The sequence below is a fragment of the Streptomyces palmae genome, from assembly GCF_004684805.1.
Taxonomy (GTDB): Bacteria; Actinomycetota; Actinomycetes; order Streptomycetales; family Streptomycetaceae; genus Streptomyces; species Streptomyces palmae.
The window spans coordinates 1-15223 of the sequence record NZ_SRID01000154.1; the positions used below are offsets into that span (position 1 = coordinate 1).

Annotated in this window: 15 protein-coding genes; 12 read left to right on the forward strand and 3 right to left on the reverse strand. The window is 75.0% G+C overall.

What is annotated here, in order from left to right:
- Window positions 1–332 precede the first annotated feature (332 nt).
- The 3 genes from E4099_RS17270 (at window position 333) to E4099_RS17280 (ending at window position 3649) form a co-directional block, all read left to right on the forward strand.
- Window positions 333–728 carry a TOBE domain-containing protein gene (locus E4099_RS17270; RefSeq protein ID WP_135339969.1) on the forward strand — a complete coding sequence of 132 codons (396 nt, stop codon included), beginning with the start codon at window positions 333–335 and terminating at the stop codon, window positions 726–728.
- Window positions 729–810: 82 nt separating this feature from the next.
- On the forward strand, window positions 811–1596 hold the full coding sequence (gene modA / locus E4099_RS17275) for a molybdate ABC transporter substrate-binding protein (protein WP_135339970.1): 786 nt from the start codon (window positions 811–813) through the stop codon (window positions 1594–1596).
- A gap of 25 nt (window positions 1597–1621) precedes the next feature.
- Window positions 1622–3649 (forward strand): ABC transporter permease, encoded by a 2028-nt coding sequence (locus tag E4099_RS17280; protein WP_135339971.1) that lies wholly within the window; start codon window positions 1622–1624, stop codon window positions 3647–3649.
- A gap of 102 nt (window positions 3650–3751) precedes the next feature.
- On the opposite strand, the gene E4099_RS17285 is transcribed toward E4099_RS17280, so the two are convergent.
- The gene (locus E4099_RS17285) at window positions 3752–4054 is read right to left on the reverse strand and encodes a chaplin (protein WP_135339972.1); all 303 of its coding nucleotides are present in this window, start codon (window positions 4052–4054) and stop codon (window positions 3752–3754) included.
- Between the two features lie 252 nt (window positions 4055–4306).
- Here E4099_RS17285 and E4099_RS17290 point away from each other — a divergent pair, with 252 nt between their 5' ends.
- The 6 genes from E4099_RS17290 (at window position 4307) to E4099_RS17315 (ending at window position 9439) form a co-directional block, all read left to right on the forward strand.
- Entirely contained in the window at window positions 4307–5554 is a 1248-nt protein-coding gene (locus E4099_RS17290) for a S8 family peptidase (RefSeq protein WP_135339973.1), read from the forward strand.
- Between the two features lie 81 nt (window positions 5555–5635).
- Window positions 5636–6034, forward strand: a complete 399-nt coding sequence (gene trxA, locus E4099_RS17295) for a thioredoxin (protein WP_135339974.1) — start codon at window positions 5636–5638, stop codon at window positions 6032–6034.
- A complete protein-coding gene (locus E4099_RS17300) occupies window positions 6027–6629 on the forward strand; it encodes a histidine phosphatase family protein (RefSeq protein WP_135339975.1) in 603 nt (200 codons plus the stop codon). Before trxA ends, E4099_RS17300 begins: the two co-directional genes overlap by 8 nt.
- A gap of 94 nt (window positions 6630–6723) precedes the next feature.
- On the forward strand, window positions 6724–7149 hold the full coding sequence (locus E4099_RS17305) for an OsmC family peroxiredoxin (RefSeq protein WP_135339976.1): 426 nt from the start codon (window positions 6724–6726) through the stop codon (window positions 7147–7149).
- 336 nt (window positions 7150–7485) lie between these two features.
- On the forward strand, window positions 7486–8505 hold the full coding sequence (locus tag E4099_RS17310) for an NADP-dependent oxidoreductase (RefSeq protein WP_135339977.1): 1020 nt from the start codon (window positions 7486–7488) through the stop codon (window positions 8503–8505).
- Window positions 8506–8629: 124 nt separating this feature from the next.
- Window positions 8630–9439, forward strand: coding sequence for an EI24 domain-containing protein (locus tag E4099_RS17315; RefSeq protein ID WP_135339978.1), 810 nt, complete (start codon window positions 8630–8632; stop codon window positions 9437–9439).
- Window positions 9440–9490: 51 nt separating this feature from the next.
- On the opposite strand, the gene E4099_RS17320 is transcribed toward E4099_RS17315, so the two are convergent.
- Window positions 9491–10114, reverse strand: coding sequence for an NAD(P)-dependent oxidoreductase (locus E4099_RS17320; protein ID WP_135339979.1), 624 nt, complete (start codon window positions 10112–10114; stop codon window positions 9491–9493).
- Between the two features lie 101 nt (window positions 10115–10215).
- Here E4099_RS17320 and E4099_RS17325 point away from each other — a divergent pair, with 101 nt between their 5' ends.
- Window positions 10216–10605, forward strand: a complete 390-nt coding sequence (locus E4099_RS17325) for a winged helix-turn-helix transcriptional regulator (protein ID WP_135339980.1) — start codon at window positions 10216–10218, stop codon at window positions 10603–10605.
- Window positions 10606–10992: 387 nt separating this feature from the next.
- A complete protein-coding gene (locus E4099_RS17330; protein ID WP_135339981.1) occupies window positions 10993–11445 on the forward strand; it encodes a DUF6299 family protein in 453 nt (150 codons plus the stop codon).
- Between the two features lie 22 nt (window positions 11446–11467).
- Here the strand turns inward: E4099_RS17330 and E4099_RS17335 are convergent, their stop codons facing one another.
- Entirely contained in the window at window positions 11468–12175 is a 708-nt protein-coding gene (locus E4099_RS17335; RefSeq protein ID WP_135339982.1) for a TetR/AcrR family transcriptional regulator, read from the reverse strand.
- Between the two features lie 269 nt (window positions 12176–12444).
- On the opposite strand from E4099_RS17335, the gene E4099_RS17340 reads away from it, so the two are divergent.
- Window positions 12445–15063, forward strand: coding sequence for a beta-glucosidase family protein (locus tag E4099_RS17340; RefSeq protein ID WP_245244932.1), 2619 nt, complete (start codon window positions 12445–12447; stop codon window positions 15061–15063).
- Window positions 15064–15223: the final 160 nt, after the last annotated feature.

Here is a 15223-nt window from a genome sequence, read left to right on the forward strand (position 1 = left end):
CGGCTGTCGGGTGTGCGCGGGGGAGTGCCGGGGCGGTTCCGGGGGATGCCGTTTCACCACACTCGGTGGACGGCGCCGGACGCGCATCGTTTTCGCGGCATATGGATGGCCCGGACCCGGCTGGACCGGCCTCAGCGGGGCGGCCGTGATCCGGCTCCGGCTCCGGCGGTGACGCGGGCCCCGGCGGTGACGCGGGGTCGGATGACGCGGGGCCGGATGACGTGCCGCCGGGTGACGTGTCGCTCGCCGGGCCGTCAGGGCCGTTGGCAGGTGCCAGGGATATCGCGGGAGACGGTTGTATCTGCGAACTGATACGACCTAAGGTGCCGCATATGCAGCAGTACACGATAGGGCAGGCGGCGCGTCTGCTGGGGGTCAGTCCGGACACCGCCCGGCGCTGGGCCGACGCCGGCAGGGTCGCGACCCACCGCGATGAGACCGGCCGCCGCCTCATCGACGGTCGGGACCTCGCCGCGTTCTCCGTCGAGCTCGCGCAGTCCGCCACCGGCGAGGACGAGGAGCCCTACACCTCGGCCCGGAACGCCTTCGCCGGCATCGTGACCGCCGTCAAGCTCGGCGATGTGGCGGCCCAGGTGGAGATCCAGGCCGGGCCGCACCGGCTGGTCTCGCTGCTCACCAGAGAGGCCGTCGAAGAGCTCGGGCTGGAGGTCGGGATGCAGGCCACCGCCCGCGTGAAGTCCACCAACGTGCACGTCGACCGCACCTGACACCCCCCGCGTTTCCGCGAGCGCCGCGCCCTCCACGGCGCGGCTCGCACGGTCCGCGCCGTCCGCCCCGAGGAGATCCCGTATGCCCCGCCCCCTGAACCGACGGCGCGCCGCCACCGCGGTGCTCGCCGCCGCACTGCTCGCCCCGCTCGCCGCCGGCTGCGGGAGCGGCGAGGACACGGCGGACGGCGGGGCCGGTTCGCGGGTCAGGCTGACCGTGCTCGCCGCGTCCTCGCTCAGCGATGTCTTCAAGACCGCGGGGGCCGCGTACGAGAAGGAGCACCCGGGCACCAAGGTGGCCTTCTCCTTCGCCGGCTCGCAGGAGCTCGCCGCCCAGGTCCGAAACGGCGCCCCGGCCGACGCCCTGGTCACCGCGGACGAGAAGACCATGGACGGACTCGGGGCGGACACCGGCAAGCCGACCGTCATCGCCAGGAACCGCCTGGTGATCGCCGTCGGTGAGGGCAACCCCGAGAAGGTGCGGGGGCTTGGGGACCTCGCGGAGGACGGGCTCGCGGTGGTGCTGGCCGCCCCCGAGGTGCCGGTGGGCCGCTACAGCCGGCAGATCCTCGACAAGCAGGGCATCCGGGTGAAGCCGGTCTCCGAGGAGCCCAACGTGCGCGCCGTGCTGAGCAAGGTCGAGCTCGGCGAGGCCGACGCCGGCCTGGTGTACGCCACCGACGCGGACAGCGTGCCCGGCAAGGTGGACGCGGTGGCCATCCCCGACGCGCAGAACGCCGTCGCCTCCTACCCGGCCGCCGCGCTCAAGGACTCCCCGCACGGCGCCGAAGCCCAGGCGTTCGTGAACTGGCTGAGCGGTCCCAAGGCGCAGAAGATCCTGCGCGCGGCCGGATTCCAGCAGCCGTGACCGGGCGGCGAGCCGAGGAACCACGATGAGACGCACCCGCCCCGGCGCCCCGCGCACCCCGGTCATGCTCGCGCTCCCCGCCCTGCTGGCCATCGCCTTCCTGCTGTTGCCACTGATCGGCATCCTGAGCCGTACCTCCTGGGGCGAGTTGGGCGAGCACCTCGGCCGTCCCGGGGTCACCGAGGCCCTGCGGCTCTCGCTGGTGGTCTCCTGCTGGGCGCTCGTCCTGTCGCTGCTGCTCGGTGTGCCGCTGGCCTGGCTGCTGGCCCGGGGGCGCTTTCCCGGCAAGGCCCTGGTGCGCTCCCTGGTGCTGCTGCCGATGGTGCTGCCCCCCACCGTGGGCGGGGTGGCGCTGCTGCTCGGCTTCGGCCGGCGCGGGCTGCTGGGCCCCTGGCTGGAGGACACCTTCGGGATCACCCTGCCGTTCCACACCTCCGGCGCGGTGCTGGCGGCGACCTTCGTGGCCATGCCGTTCCTGGTGATCAGTCTGGAGGGCACGCTGGCCGGACTGCGGCCGGCGTACGAGGAGACCGCGGCCTCGCTGGGCGCCTCACCGATGCGGGTCTTCCGCACCGTCACCCTGCCCATGGTGGCCCCGGGGCTGCTCGCCGGCGCCGCTCTCACCTGGGCCCGGGCGCTGGGCGAGTTCGGCGCCACCATCACCTTCGCGGGCAATCTGCCGGGCACCACCCAGACCCTGCCGCTGCAGGTCTATCTGCTGCTCCAGACCGAACCGCAGGCCGCCACCTCGGTCTCCCTGCTGCTGCTGGCCATCGCCATGGCCGTGCTGGTCGCGCTGCGCGGGCGGTTCATCGGCACGGCACGCGACGCCGCCCAGCGCCGCCCGGCGCGGGGTGCCGCCCGGGAAGCGGCGCCGGACGTGGCGGACGGACCGGCGCGGCGCCAGGATCGGACCGCGGGAGAAGGGACGTATGACGCCGCCGACTTCGGCGTCCCCGACACCCACCCCCTCAAGGCCGCCGGCTCCGCGCTCGGCGAGGACGCCTCGGCCGACCGCTGGCCGCTGCACGCCGAGCTGACCGGCTTCGACCGGCTCACCCTGGACGCCGAGCCGGGCACCACCATCGCGGTGGTCGGCCCCAACGGCGCGGGCAAGACCACCCTGCTACGGGCCCTGCTCGGCCTCAGCGACCAGGCGCACGCCCGAGTGCGGCTGGGCGGACTGGACGCCACCGACCTGCCCCCGCACCGGCGGCAGGTCGCCTGGGTGCCGCAGGACGGTGCGCTCTTCCCGCACCTGAGCGCCCTGGGCAACACCGCCTACGGGCTGCGCGCCCGGGGCGTACCGCGTGCCGAGGCCCGGCGGCGCGCCCAGCGGTGGCTGGACCGCCTCGGCGTGGGCCACCTCGCCCACCGCCGACCCGCCCAGCTCTCCGGTGGCCAGGCCCAGCGGGTCGCCCTGGCCCGCGCCCTGGCCGTACGCCCCCGGCTGCTGCTGCTCGACGAGCCGCTGGCCGCGCTCGACCAGACCACCCGGGCCCAGGTGCGGCACACCCTGCGCCGGCATTTGAACGGCTTCGGCGGGGTCTGCCTGATCGTCACCCACGACCCGGTGGAGGCCGTCTCGCTCGCCGACCGCATCCTGGTGCTGGAGGACGGCCGGGTGCTCCAGGACGCCACGCCCGCCGAGGTCGGCCGCCATCCCCGGTCCCCGTGGGTGGCCCGGATGCTGGGCCGCAACGCCTGGCTGGGCAGCACCACCGCGAACGGCCTGGCCCTGGCGCCGGACGGGCCCCATCTGGTGGCCGCGGAACCGCTGCCGGCCGGTGCGCCCGGACTGGCGATCATCCCCCCGGAAGCCGTCTCGCTCCACCGGGACCGGCCCGCCGGCGGCCCGGGCAACACCTGGCCGGGGACCGTCCGCGAGATCACCGCGCTGGGCAGCCGGCTGCGGGTGCTGGTCGGCTTCCCCGGGATCCCTGACCTGGTCGCGGAGGTCTCCCCGACCACGGCGGCCGAACTGGGGTTGGCCGAGGGCGTCCGGGTGTGGGCCGGCGTCAAGGCCGGCGAGGTGACCCTGGTGACCCCCTGAGACCTCGGCGCGGGCGCCGGCGGGCAGCACATGGAGCACATGCCGGAGCGGCCGTCCCGCCGGTGGGGGACGGCCGCTCCGGTCGGCCGGGAGGGCCGGAGGTCACTCTTCGATGCAGACGTTGCCCGCGGAGGTGTTCAGCACGCCGATCACGCTGATGGTGTCGCCGCACACCTCGATCGGCACGTCCACCGGGACCTCGATCACATTGCCGCTGAGGACGCCGGGCGAGTGCGCGGCCGCGCCCTTGGCCAGGGCACCCGTGTGCTCGTGGTGGGTGGTCCGGGTGGTGGTGGTGCGGTTGCCTTCGTGACCGCCGCCGTGGGCCAGGGCGCCGCCCGCGGCCCCGAGGACGGTGGCACCCGCGGTGGCGGTCAGAATGACGGCTTTCGAGAGTCGCTTCACGATCTCCCCTTTTCGTATCTGTCAGTAAGGGACGGTCGTGTTGTGAACGACCGTGATCTCCGTTGGGTGCGGAAATGACACTCGAATGGCCGTATGTCCCGTTGTGTGGACTCCTGTCGCAAGACGGCCCCATGCGCCCGATCCGCCAGGTGGCCGCCGGTTGGCCTAACCGCCCATGCCGCCGCCCGGGTTCATCGATAGGCAGGAAGTGCTGAGACCGTCTCGGCGCCCCCGACAGTGAAGGATCCGCAGATGCGCCCGTCCCTGCCTCTGGCGGCTGCCGCCGCGCTGATAGCAGCCCTTCCCGCCACCACCGCCCCCGCGCACGCCGCACCACCGCGACCAGGACCGGCCGCGGCCCGGCCCAGCCCAGCACCGCTCGATCAGGTGAACGGCGCCATCCCCGGGCAGTACATCGTCTCCCTCGCCGCCGGGGTGACCCCGGCCAGGGTCACCACCGGGACGGGCGTCACACCGCTCTACACCTACGGCCGGGCCCGGGGCGGCTTCGCCGCCAGGCTCAACCCCTCCCAGGTGGAGATGATCCGCCAGCGGCCCGGAGTGGTGGCCGTGGAGCAGGACGCGACGGTCAGCCTGCCGCGGGAGTCCGACTCGGCGAGCGTGTCCACCCCCGGCCGCGCCACCGGGGCCACGGCCGGCGCGCCGGGCGCCAGGGTGCCCTGGGGGCTGACCCGGATCAACCACCGGGAGCCCGGCGGCACCGGCTACTCCGTCAAGGCGACCGGCGCCAAGGTCCGCTCGTACATCATCGACAGCGGCATCGAGCTGAACCACCCGGAGTTCGGCGGCCGGGCCGAAACCGGCGTCAGCTTCGTCCAGGACGGCCGCGGCGCCCAGGACTGCGCGGGCCACGGCACCCATGTGGCCGGCGTCGTCGGCGGCAGGACCGTCGGGGTCGCGCGGCAGACCCACCTGGTGTCCGTACGGGTCTTCGACTGCGCCGGCGCCGCCTCCAACTCCGCCCTGATAGCCGCCATCAACTGGGTCGCCGAGCACGCCCGCCCGCCCGCGGTCGCCAACCTCTCCATGAGCGGCCCGAAGTCGGCCGCGGTGGACCGCGCCGTCGAGGGCCTCGCCGACGCCGGGGTGTTCCCGGTCGTGGCGGCCGGCAACGGGGACGTGGACGCCTGCACCGTCTCGCCGTCCGGGGCCCGGGGCGCGTTCCCGGTCGGCGCCGTCGACCGCAGGGACCGCAAGGCGGCGTTCAGCAACTGGGGCGAGTGCGTGGCGCTCAGCGCCCCCGGGGTGAACATCCGCTCCGCCTTCCCGGGTGGCGGGTACCGCGAGCTGAGCGGCACCTCGATGGCCGCCCCGTTCGCCACCGGCGTCGCCGCCCTCTACAAGGACACGCACGGCGACACCCCCTCCGACACCCTCGCCCACTGGCTCACCGGCAACGCGACCCCCGGAATCGACACCACCCGCAACGGCGCCGCCAGCGGCACGCCCCCGCTGCTGCTCTACACCGGCGGCCTGTGAGACAACGGGAATACGCCCCGGCCGCGGGTGGTTGACGCGGCCGGGCACCGCCGGCCCCACCCCCACCGAAGGAAGCCAGGCATGAGCACGGTTGAACTCACCAAGGACAACTTCGACGAGATCGTCCAGGACGGCTTCGTGCTGATCGACTTCTGGGCGGCCTGGTGCGGCCCCTGCCGCTCCTTCGCACCGGTCTTCGAGAAGGCGGCCGAGCGCCACCCGGACCTGGTCTTCGGCAAGGTCGACACCGAGGCGCAGCCCGAACTGGCGGCCGCCTTCGAGATCCGGTCGATCCCCACGCTGATGATCGTGCGCGAGAACATCGCGGTCTTCGCCCAGCCCGGCGCCCTGCCCGAGCAGGCCCTGGAGGACGTCATCGGCCAGGCCCGGGCCCTGGACATGGACCAGGTGCGGGCCTCCGTCGCCGAGGCCGAGGCGGGCCGGGAGCCCGGCGCGGCGGGTCCCGACGCCCGTGGCTGAGCTGCTGCTGGTGCGGCACGGCGAGACCGAGTGGAGCCGGGACGGCCGGCACACCAGTTGGACCGACAAGCCGCTCACCGCGCGCGGTGAATCGCAGGCCGCCGCGCTGCGCCCGCTGCTGGCCGGCCGCGAGCCGGCCCAGGTCCTGGTCAGTCCGCTGACCCGGGCCCGGGACACCGCCCGTCTCGCCGGACTGGACACCGCCCGGATCGAGCCGGAGCTGCACGAGTGGGACTACGGCGGCTACGAGGGGGTCACCAGCGCCGAGATCCGCCGGGAGCGGCCCGGTTGGGAGCTGTGGACCGACGGGGTCGCCCCGGGCGGCGCCGAGCACCCGGGGGAGACCCCCGAGCAGGTGGGGGCGCGCGCCGACCGGGTGCTGGCCAAGGTCGCGCCGCTGCTGGACCCGGAGGCGGACGGCGGGGACGTGGTGCTGGTGGCCCACTCGCACTTCCTGCGGGTGCTCACCGCGCGCCGACTCGGGCTGCCGCCCGCCGCCGGGGCGCTGTTCCGACTGGACACCGGGGCGCTCGCTCGACTGGGAACCGAGCACGGACGCCCCGTCATCACCGCCTGGAACATAGGCTCTCAATGATCTCCGGGCGGGTCGCGCCGGCAGGCTCGGCCGCCCCGGCCGGATGATCGAGACGCAACACCACAGGTCGTACGTCACACAGGAGGCTTCGAGCATGGCAACGACGCGCACCGCCCACACCGTCTGGACCGGCAGCCTGATGGAGGGTCAGGGCACCGTCACCTTCGACTCCTCCGGCATCGGGGAGCAGCCGGTGTCCTGGCCGTCCCGCGCCGAGCAGGCCAACGGCAAGACCAGCCCCGAGGAGCTGATCGCCGCCGCCCACTCCAGCTGCTTCTCCATGGCCCTCTCGCACGGCCTCACCGGGGCGGGTACTCCCCCCACCCAGCTGGTCACCCAGGCGGACGTCACCTTCCAGCCCGGCACCGGCATCACCGGCATCCATCTGACGGTGGAGGGCACGGTGCCGGGCGTGGACGAGGCGACCTTCGCCGCGGCGGCCGAGGAGGCCAAGAAGAACTGCCCGGTCAGCCAGGCGCTGACCGGCACCACGATCACCCTCACCGCCAAGCTGGCCTGACGGCCGCCAGGCCCGTCCACCGGAGCGGGGCCCCTGGGTGAATTCCCGCCGCGCGGCGGGGTTCGCCCAGGGCACGGGGCCTCCTCGGGTACGGGCCGGGGCGCCGTGTCCCGCGGGGCCCGGCACCGTACGGGATCCCTCCGTTCACGGGCCGGGGCGCGGTGTCCGGCCGGGCCCGATCTCCGGTTACGGGCCGGGGCGCGGTACGCAACGCCGGCTCACCTCCGGCGCGCGGATCTCTCCGTTCACGGACCTCCCGCGGGGTGCGGCGCCGGCCGGGCGAGCGACCGCTCGGCATGGTTGTCTTACTGGGTGGATCATCAGGAGGTGTCCCCCATGTCCGAGATTCCCGCCACCAGCCGCGCATGGCACCTGGTCGCCCGCCCGCAGGGCTGGCCGGTACCGGCCGACTTCGCCCTCCGCGAGGCTCCGGTCGCACAGCCCGGCCCGGGCCAGATCCTGGTCCGCAACCTCTACCTGTCCGTGGACCCTTATATGCGCGGCCGGATGAACGATGTGAAGTCCTACGTCCCGCCGTTCCGGCTGGACCAGCCGATGGACGGCGGCGCGGTGGGCGAGGTCATCGCCTCCGAGGCGGAGGGCATCGCGGTCGGCGACCATGTGCTGCACGGACTCGGCTGGCGCGAGTACGCGCTGCTGGACGCCGGGCACAGCGTGGTCGTGGACCCGAAGGCCGCCCCCCTCTCCGCCTACCTCGGCGTGCTGGGCATGACCGGACTGACCGCCTACGCCGGACTGCTGGAGGTCGCCTCCTTCCAGGAGGGCGACACCGTCTTCGTCTCCGGGGCGGCCGGTGCGGTCGGCAGCCAGGTCGGCCAGATCGCCCGGCTCAAGGGCGCCGCCCGGGTCATCGGCAGCGCCGGCTCGGACGAGAAGGTCCGGCTGCTGCTGGACGAGTACGGATTCCACGCGGCGTTCAACTACAAGAGCGGCCCGGTCGCCGACCAACTGGCGGAAGCCGCCCCGGACGGCATCGACGTCTACTTCGACAATGTCGGCGGCGAGCACCTGGAGGCCGCCATCGGCTGCATGAAGGTGCACGGCCGGATCGCCGTCTGCGGCATGATCTCGCAGTACAACGAGACCGAGCCGTCACCGGCGCCGCGCAACCTGGCCCAGGTCATCGGCAAGCGGCTGCGCATCCAGGGCATGCTGGTCAACGACCACCAGGCGCTGCGCCCGCAGTTCACGGCCGAGGTGGGCGGCTGGATCCGCGACGGCAGCCTGCACTACCGCGAGACCGTGGTGCGGGGCATCGAGAACGGCGTGGACGCCTTCCTCGGCATGCTGCGCGGTGCCAACACCGGCAAGATGGTCGTGAGCCTCGCCGACTGACCGGGCCGCGCCCCTCCAGGAGCACCGGGGACACCTATCGGACGGAGTCCAGGGGAAGCGCGCTTCCGGCCACCATCGACCCGCGGCCAGGACCCTCCCCGGCGGAGCGTCTAGGCTGCGGGCCATGCGTGATCTTGCGGCAGGTTTCGGTTATCTGGTCAAGGGGCAGCGCTGGGTGGCCCGGCACCGCCGTTGGTGGGGCTTTGGGATGCTCCCCGCCCTGATCACCCTCGTCGGGTACGTGGCGGCGCTGGTCGCGCTGTTCTTCTGGACCGACGACATCGTCGCGTGGGCCACTCCGTTCGCCGACGACTGGTCCCATCCCTGGGTGGGGCTGTTCCGGGGCGCGCTGGCGGTGCTGCTGGTGGGCACCAGCCTGCTGCTGGCCGTGATCACGTTCACCGCGGTCACCCTGCTGGTGGGGCAGCCCTTCTACGAGTCGCTGTCCGAGCGGGTCGACCTCTCGGTGGGCGGTACGGCGCCCGAGTCGGGGCTGCCGCTGTGGCGGGAACTGCTGATCGGGGCACGGGAGGGCCTGGCCCTGGTGATCCGGGTGGCGATATGGGCCGTGCTGCTCTTCGCCCTGGGCTTCCTGCCGTTCATCGGCCAGACCCTGATCCCGGCCCTCGGCTTCTGCGTCTCCGGCTTCTTCCTCGCCGAGGAGCTGACCGCCGTGGCGCTCGCCCGGCGCGGGGTGCTGCTCAAGGCGCGGCTGCGGATGCTGCGCGGACGCCGGATGCTCACCCTGGGCTTCGGAGTGCCGCTGACCCTGCTCTTCCTCATCCCTTTCGTCGCGGTGCTGCTGATGCCCGGGGCGGTGGCCGGCGCCACCCTGCTGGTCCGCGACCTCACCGGGGAGGACGCGGACCTGGACCCGGCGGCCCCGGCGGGCGAGCCCGCCGCCCCGGCGGACGCGCTCAGCGGCCGGCCGTAGCGCCCCCGCCCCGGCGGACGCGCCGCACCGGCGGCACCCGCCCCACCGGGGTCACGACTCCCGGATGCTGACGGCGGTCCGGCGGTGGCGGGGCGTCTCGATCTCGTCCAGCAGCGCGATCGCGAAGTCCGGGTAGCTGATCCGGCTGGCCGCGTCGGCGTGTTCGGCGACCCGGTACCGGCCGCTGCGCCCGCCCTCGTGGTCGAAGTCGCCGGCCGGGGCCACGTACGCCCAGTCGATGTCGTGGCGGCGCAGCTCCTCCAGGCCGGCCGCGTGGCCCAGGCAGAAGGAGCGGTACTCGCTCGGGTAGCCGGGCTCGTCCATCAGCGGCTTCCCGGACGCCCCGGGCATGACCGACGCGAGGCCGACCACCAGCAGCCGGTTCACCCCCGCCGCCGGAAGTCCGGTGGCCAGGGCGCGGGCGGAGCCGGTGAAGAAGGCGTCCGGCGCCGCGGACAGGTCGGCCGCGGCGCTGATCGCGGCCTGGTGGTCGGCGGCCACCCGCTCGACGCCGGCCGGATCCGTGACATCGCCCGCCACGACCCGTACGTCCGTCAGATGGCCGTGGCGTGCCGGGTCGCGCACCACGGCGGTGACCTGGTGGCCGCGCCGGCGTGCCTCGGCCACCGCCCGCCGCCCGGCTCGGCCGCCCGCGCCGAAGACCACGATGTTCATGGGAAACCGCCTCTCACCAGGGTCGGGGCCCTGTGCCCGACCGGTGGGCCGAGACTAGAAGGGGCCCTGGTTACCCCGGGGATACCGGCTATCGTGAGGGAATGAGGGAACCTCTACCCGCCGACATGTTCGACGAGTTGTGCCCGTCCTCGTACAACCCGATCCGCTTCGGCGACAAATGGGCGGCGCTCATCCTCGCCTGCCTGGAGCACGGACCGCGCCGGTTCTCCGAACTGCGCGTGCCGCTCGCCCGCGTCACCCCCAAGGTGCTCACCCAGTCGCTGCGTTCCCTGGAGCGCGACGGCATGGTCAAGCGCACCGTCTACGCCGAGGCCACCCCGCACGTGGAGTACGAACTGACTCCGCTGGGCCGCAGCCTGCTGGGCCCGCTCGCGGTGGCCTGCGCCTGGACCCGGGAGCACTGGGACGAACTGCTCGACGCCCGCGACGCGTACGACCACGCCGCGAGCGAGGACCGCCGCGCGGGCTGACGGCGCGGGGCCGGCCGTGCGGACCGGTGGGCGTGCGGGGGTGCCGCCGTGAGCGGCGGGGAGTGGGGCCGTGCCGGGGTTCGGGCGGGCCGCCGGCCGCGACCGGCGTGCGGGCTGTGCGCCGCTCGGGTCGGCCGTGCGGACCGGTGGGCGCGTGCTGCCGTGAGGTGGCGGGGGATGAGGCCGGGTTGCCGGGTCGGCCGTGCGGATCGGCGGGCGTGCTGCCGAGGGTGCCGTGAGGCGGCAAGGGCGTGGCGGCGCGCGGGGTCGATGGGCCGTACGCCGCGGTGACACGCCACCCGGCGGGTGAGGGTCCCGCCGCCGGTGCGCCCGGCCCGGTACCCGTACGAGCGTCCTGAGCCACGCCCGTACTCATGGAGGTACGCCATGCACCCCCGCTACACCGTCGCTGCCGCCCTCTCGGCCGCGCTGCTGGCCCTGGCCGTGCCGCCGCACGCCGATGCCTCGGCGCCCCCGAACGCCCTGACCATCGACAGCGTCGGCCGTCTCGCCGAGGGCGGCTCCATCCTGCTGTCCGGCACCTACCGGTGCGGTGGCCCCGCGCTGACCGGGCCCGTGATGATCGGTTCCACGCTCGTCCAGGGCGGGGAGCGGCAGAGCATCGGCGGCACCATCGGGGCGGTCTGCGACGGGCGCTCGCACCGCTGGGCCAACGTCGAGCGGGCCCCCGAGTCCGGCGAGGGGACCCGCTTCGGCGCCGGGGCGGCGCGGGTGGAGGGCACCCTGTTGCGGCTGGAGTCCGTCTCCGGGTTGCCGCTGCCCCAGGTGCTGGTGGCCGAGGAGCGCGCCATCACGCTGGTCAGCGAGGCCACGGACTGAACCGGGGACCGGCCCCGCGCGGTCAGAGGCCGGCCGCGCCGGCCGCGCCGGGCGTGCCGTGCCGCTCGGGCCGGGCGGGGCCGGTGGCGTACCCGGGTCGGGCGGGGCCGGCGGCATGCTCGGCGCCCGCCCGGTCGGCGCGCTCCTCGACCGGGCCGCCCAGCAGGGCGACGAAGCTCCGGAACACCGCGGGCATGTCCACCCGCTCCGGGTCGTGCAGCCACTGGAACTGGAGCCCGTCCAAGACCGCGACCAGCAGCGGGGCCACCGCCTCCGGGGTGAGGCCGCTCGGCAGGCGGTCGCCGAACTCGCCGCGCAGGGTGTCCGCCATGTCCGCCCGGACCCGGTCATAGCGCCGGCGGAAGAACTCGCCCGCCGGGTGGTGGTCGGTGACGCTCTCGCCGAGCAGCGCCGAGAAGGTCTGCACGATCCCCGGCCGCATGGCGTTGTACTCGACCAGGGCGCTGAGCAGGTCCAGCGGCCAGGGCTCGCCCTGCCCGCGACGGGCCGAGCCGGTGTCCCACTGGTCGCGCTCCGCGAGCACGGCGACCAGCAGCGCCTCCTTGGTCGGGAAGTAGTGCAGCAGCCCCTGCTGGGTGAGGCCGACCCGCTCCGCGACCGCCGAGAGGGTGGCACCCCGGTAGCCGCGCTCGGCGATGACCTCCAGTGCCGAGCGGACGATCTCCGCGCGCCGGCCCTCGCCCCGCCTGCCGCCCGTGGTCCGTGTCATCGCCGATCCGCCTTTCGATCGCGTTCGTGAGCAGACCGTACGACATTATTCATAACGTAGGGGTAACGAAACCTACCGGTCCACAGGGGTTCGGGTCGAGGATGGACGGGCCATGAACGCGCCGGTGGCCGCATGTGCCGTAGCGGCGTGGAGATATGACGGGGAGACAGCTTCCGGCGGATCGCCCGCCGGCGGTCCGGTGGCTGGATGAACTCGGCGAGAACCGGGCTCCCGGCGGTCCGGCGGTGCGATGACGAGGAGGTACGGCCATGGTGGAGCGGATGGAGGACGGCGCCGCCGCCCGGTTGCGGGACGGCACCCGGGCGGGGGCCCCGGACGCGGCCCGGACGGCGGCCGTGGAGCGCGCGCTGGCCCGGCTGGACCTGGACACCAAGGCCCGGCTGCTGGCCGGACAGGACATGTGGTCGCTGCCCGCCGTCCCCGCGATCGGCCTGGAGTCGCTGGTGATGTCGGACGGCCCGATCGGGGTGCGCGGGGTGCGCTGGAGCGCCGACGACCCTTCGGTGGCGCTGCCCAGCCCCACCGCGCTCGCCGCCACCTGGGACCCGGAGCTGGCCCGCCGCGCCGGGCGGCTGCTCGCCCAGGAGGCGCGCCGCAAGGGGGTGCGGGTGCTGCTCGCGCCCACCGTGAACCTGCACCGCTCCCCGCTGGGCGGGCGGCACTTCGAGGCGTACAGCGAGGATCCCCGGCTGACCGGGGAGATCGGCGCGGGCTGTGTCGCCGGGGTGCAGGAGGGCGGAGTGGCCGCCACCGTGAAGCACTTCGTGGCCAACGACGCCGAGACCGAGCGCTTCACCGTCGACAACCGCGTGGACCCGCGGGCGCTGCGCGAGCTGTATCTGGCCCCCTTCGAGCTCATCGTCGAGCGGGCCCGGCCCTGGGCGCTGATGGCCGCCTACAACGCGGTCAACGGCACCACCATGACCGAGCACCGGCCGCTCCTCCAGGAGGTGCTGCGCGGGGAGTGGGGCTTCGACGGCTGTGTCGTCTCCGACTGGCTGGCCGCCCGGGACACCGTACGGGCGCTGCGCGGCGGCCTCGACATCGCCATGCCCGGCCCGGCCGGCGTCTACGGGCCCGCCCTGGCCGCCGCCGTACGGGCCGGGCGGGTCGGCGAGGAGGAGGTGGACCGGGCGGTGCGCCGGGTGCTGCTGCTCGCCGCCCGCACCGGGGCGCTGGCCGGGGCGCCGCCCGCGGTGGCCGCCGCCGAGCTGCCGGCCTCGGTGGACGGCCCGGAGCTGGCCCGCGAGATCGCCCGGCGCTCCCTGGTGCTGCTGCGCAACGAACCGGTGGCGCCGGGTGGCGAGCCGGCGCTGCCGATCGACCCCGGCCGGATCCGCAGCCTGGCGCTGATCGGCGCCGCCGCGCGGGACGCCCGGGTGCTGGGCGGCGGCTCCGCCCAGGTGTTCCCGGAGCGCGTCGTCTCCCCGCTGGACGGACTGCGCGCCGCGCTGCCGACCGAGGTGCTGCTGGACCACGCGGTGGGCGCGGACTTCGGCGAGGAACTCACGGTGGCCGGCGCCGGCTTCGAGCTGCGCGCCCGGGTCCGCGCCCGGGACGGCCGCGTCCTCGGTGACCAGTCGCTGCCGGGCGGCGAGTTGCGCTGGCTCGGCGGGGACCTGCCGCCCGGGGTGTCCTTCGACGACATCCACAGCGTGGAGACCTACGGCACCTTCACCCCGCGGGTCGGCGGCGAGCACTCCTTCGGCACCCGGGGGCTGGGCGGCTTCCGGCTCACCGTGGCCGGCCGGCCGCTGTACGAGGGGGAGCAGGGCGCCGAGCACCCCGACCCCTTCGAGGCGTTCTTCGGCTCCCCGGTACGGCGCGGCGGGATCGAGCTGGCCGCCGGTCAGCCGGTGGAGGTCAGCCTGCGCTGCGTGGTGGCCACCCCGGAGGACGCGCCGGTCCGGGCGATCGGCTTCGCGCTGCTGCACCGGGAGCCCGAGCGGGACCCGGCGGAGCTGATCGAGGAGGCCGCGGCGCGGGCGGCGGCGGCCGACGCCGCGGTGGTGGTGGTCGCCACCTCCGAACGGGTGGAGAGCGAGGGTTTCGACCGCACCGATCTGCGGCTGCCGGGCCGCCAGGACGAGCTGGTGGAACGGGTGGCCGCGGCCAACCCCCGCACCGTGGTGGTGGTCAACTCCGGCGCCCCGGTGGAGATGCCGTGGCGCGAGCGGGTCGCGGCGGTGCTGCTGAGCTGGTTCCCGGGCCAGGAGGCCGGGGCCGCGCTCGCCGAGGTGCTGCTCGGGGCGGCCGAACCGGGCGGCCGGCTGCCCACCACCTGGCCCGCACGGCTGGCGGACGCACCGGTGCGCACGGTGGCGCCGCGCGAGGGGCGACTCCCCTACACGGAGGGGGTCTTCATCGGCTACCCGGCCTGGGAACGGGCCGGGAGCACGCCCGCGTACTGGTTCGGGCACGGGCTGGGATACACCGAATGGGCCTATGAGTCGGCCGCCTTCGAGCCCGCCGGGGCCGATGGCGCGCAGTGGCTGGGCGCGGTCACCGTCCGGGTGCGCAACACCGGGGCCCGTCCCGGCCGCGAGGTGGTGCAGCTCTACCTCGCGGTGCCGGAGGGCGGGGACGAAGGCGCGGGCGGTGCGGCGGTGGAGCGACCGGCCCGTCGACTGGCCGGATTCGCCTCGGTCCGGGCCGAGCCCGGCGACTGCGCCGAGGTCCGGATCCCGGTGCCCGCCCGAGCCGCCGAGTACTGGGCCGAGACGCTGCCCGCCGAGGGCGGCGAAGGGCCGGACACGGGACGTACCACCGGCCGCTGGCGGCGGATCCCCGGCACGTACACGGCAGAGGTCGGCCGCAGCCTCGCCGACCGGCGCCTGACCGTGCCGGTCCCGGTCGCCGAGGACTGAACGCGCGCCCGGGTCTGCCCCCGGGCCGAGGCGGCCGGCCGCCGAAGACCGGACGCGGGCCCGGCGCGGCGCCGACACGACCGAGCCTCGCGGGCCCGAGGCGGCCGGCCGCCAGCCGATGATCGGGCGGCGGACCGGCCGCTCGGGGGCGGGAGGGGGT

What these genes read in the sequence shown, in the direction of transcription:
- E4099_RS17330 (WP_135339981.1), top strand. Translation starts at nt 10,993, where the DNA reads ATGCACCCCCGCTACACCGTCGCTGCCGCCCTCTCGGCCGCGCTGCTG.
- E4099_RS17280 (WP_135339971.1), top strand. Translation starts at nt 1,622, where the DNA reads ATGAGACGCACCCGCCCCGGCGCCCCGCGCACCCCGGTCATGCTCGCG.
- trxA (WP_135339974.1), top strand. Translation starts at nt 5,636, where the DNA reads ATGAGCACGGTTGAACTCACCAAGGACAACTTCGACGAGATCGTCCAG.
- E4099_RS17335 (WP_135339982.1), bottom strand. Translation starts at nt 12,175, where the DNA reads ATGACACGGACCACGGGCGGCAGGCGGGGCGAGGGCCGGCGCGCGGAG.
- E4099_RS17305 (WP_135339976.1), top strand. Translation starts at nt 6,724, where the DNA reads ATGGCAACGACGCGCACCGCCCACACCGTCTGGACCGGCAGCCTGATG.
- E4099_RS17325 (WP_135339980.1), top strand. Translation starts at nt 10,216, where the DNA reads ATGAGGGAACCTCTACCCGCCGACATGTTCGACGAGTTGTGCCCGTCC.
- E4099_RS17315 (WP_135339978.1), top strand. Translation starts at nt 8,630, where the DNA reads ATGCGTGATCTTGCGGCAGGTTTCGGTTATCTGGTCAAGGGGCAGCGC.
- E4099_RS17340 (WP_245244932.1), top strand. Translation starts at nt 12,445, where the DNA reads ATGGTGGAGCGGATGGAGGACGGCGCCGCCGCCCGGTTGCGGGACGGC.
- E4099_RS17270 (WP_135339969.1), top strand. Translation starts at nt 333, where the DNA reads ATGCAGCAGTACACGATAGGGCAGGCGGCGCGTCTGCTGGGGGTCAGT.
- modA (WP_135339970.1), top strand. Translation starts at nt 811, where the DNA reads ATGCCCCGCCCCCTGAACCGACGGCGCGCCGCCACCGCGGTGCTCGCC.
- E4099_RS17310 (WP_135339977.1), top strand. Translation starts at nt 7,486, where the DNA reads ATGTCCGAGATTCCCGCCACCAGCCGCGCATGGCACCTGGTCGCCCGC.
- E4099_RS17290 (WP_135339973.1), top strand. Translation starts at nt 4,307, where the DNA reads ATGCGCCCGTCCCTGCCTCTGGCGGCTGCCGCCGCGCTGATAGCAGCC.
- E4099_RS17320 (WP_135339979.1), bottom strand. Translation starts at nt 10,114, where the DNA reads ATGAACATCGTGGTCTTCGGCGCGGGCGGCCGAGCCGGGCGGCGGGCG.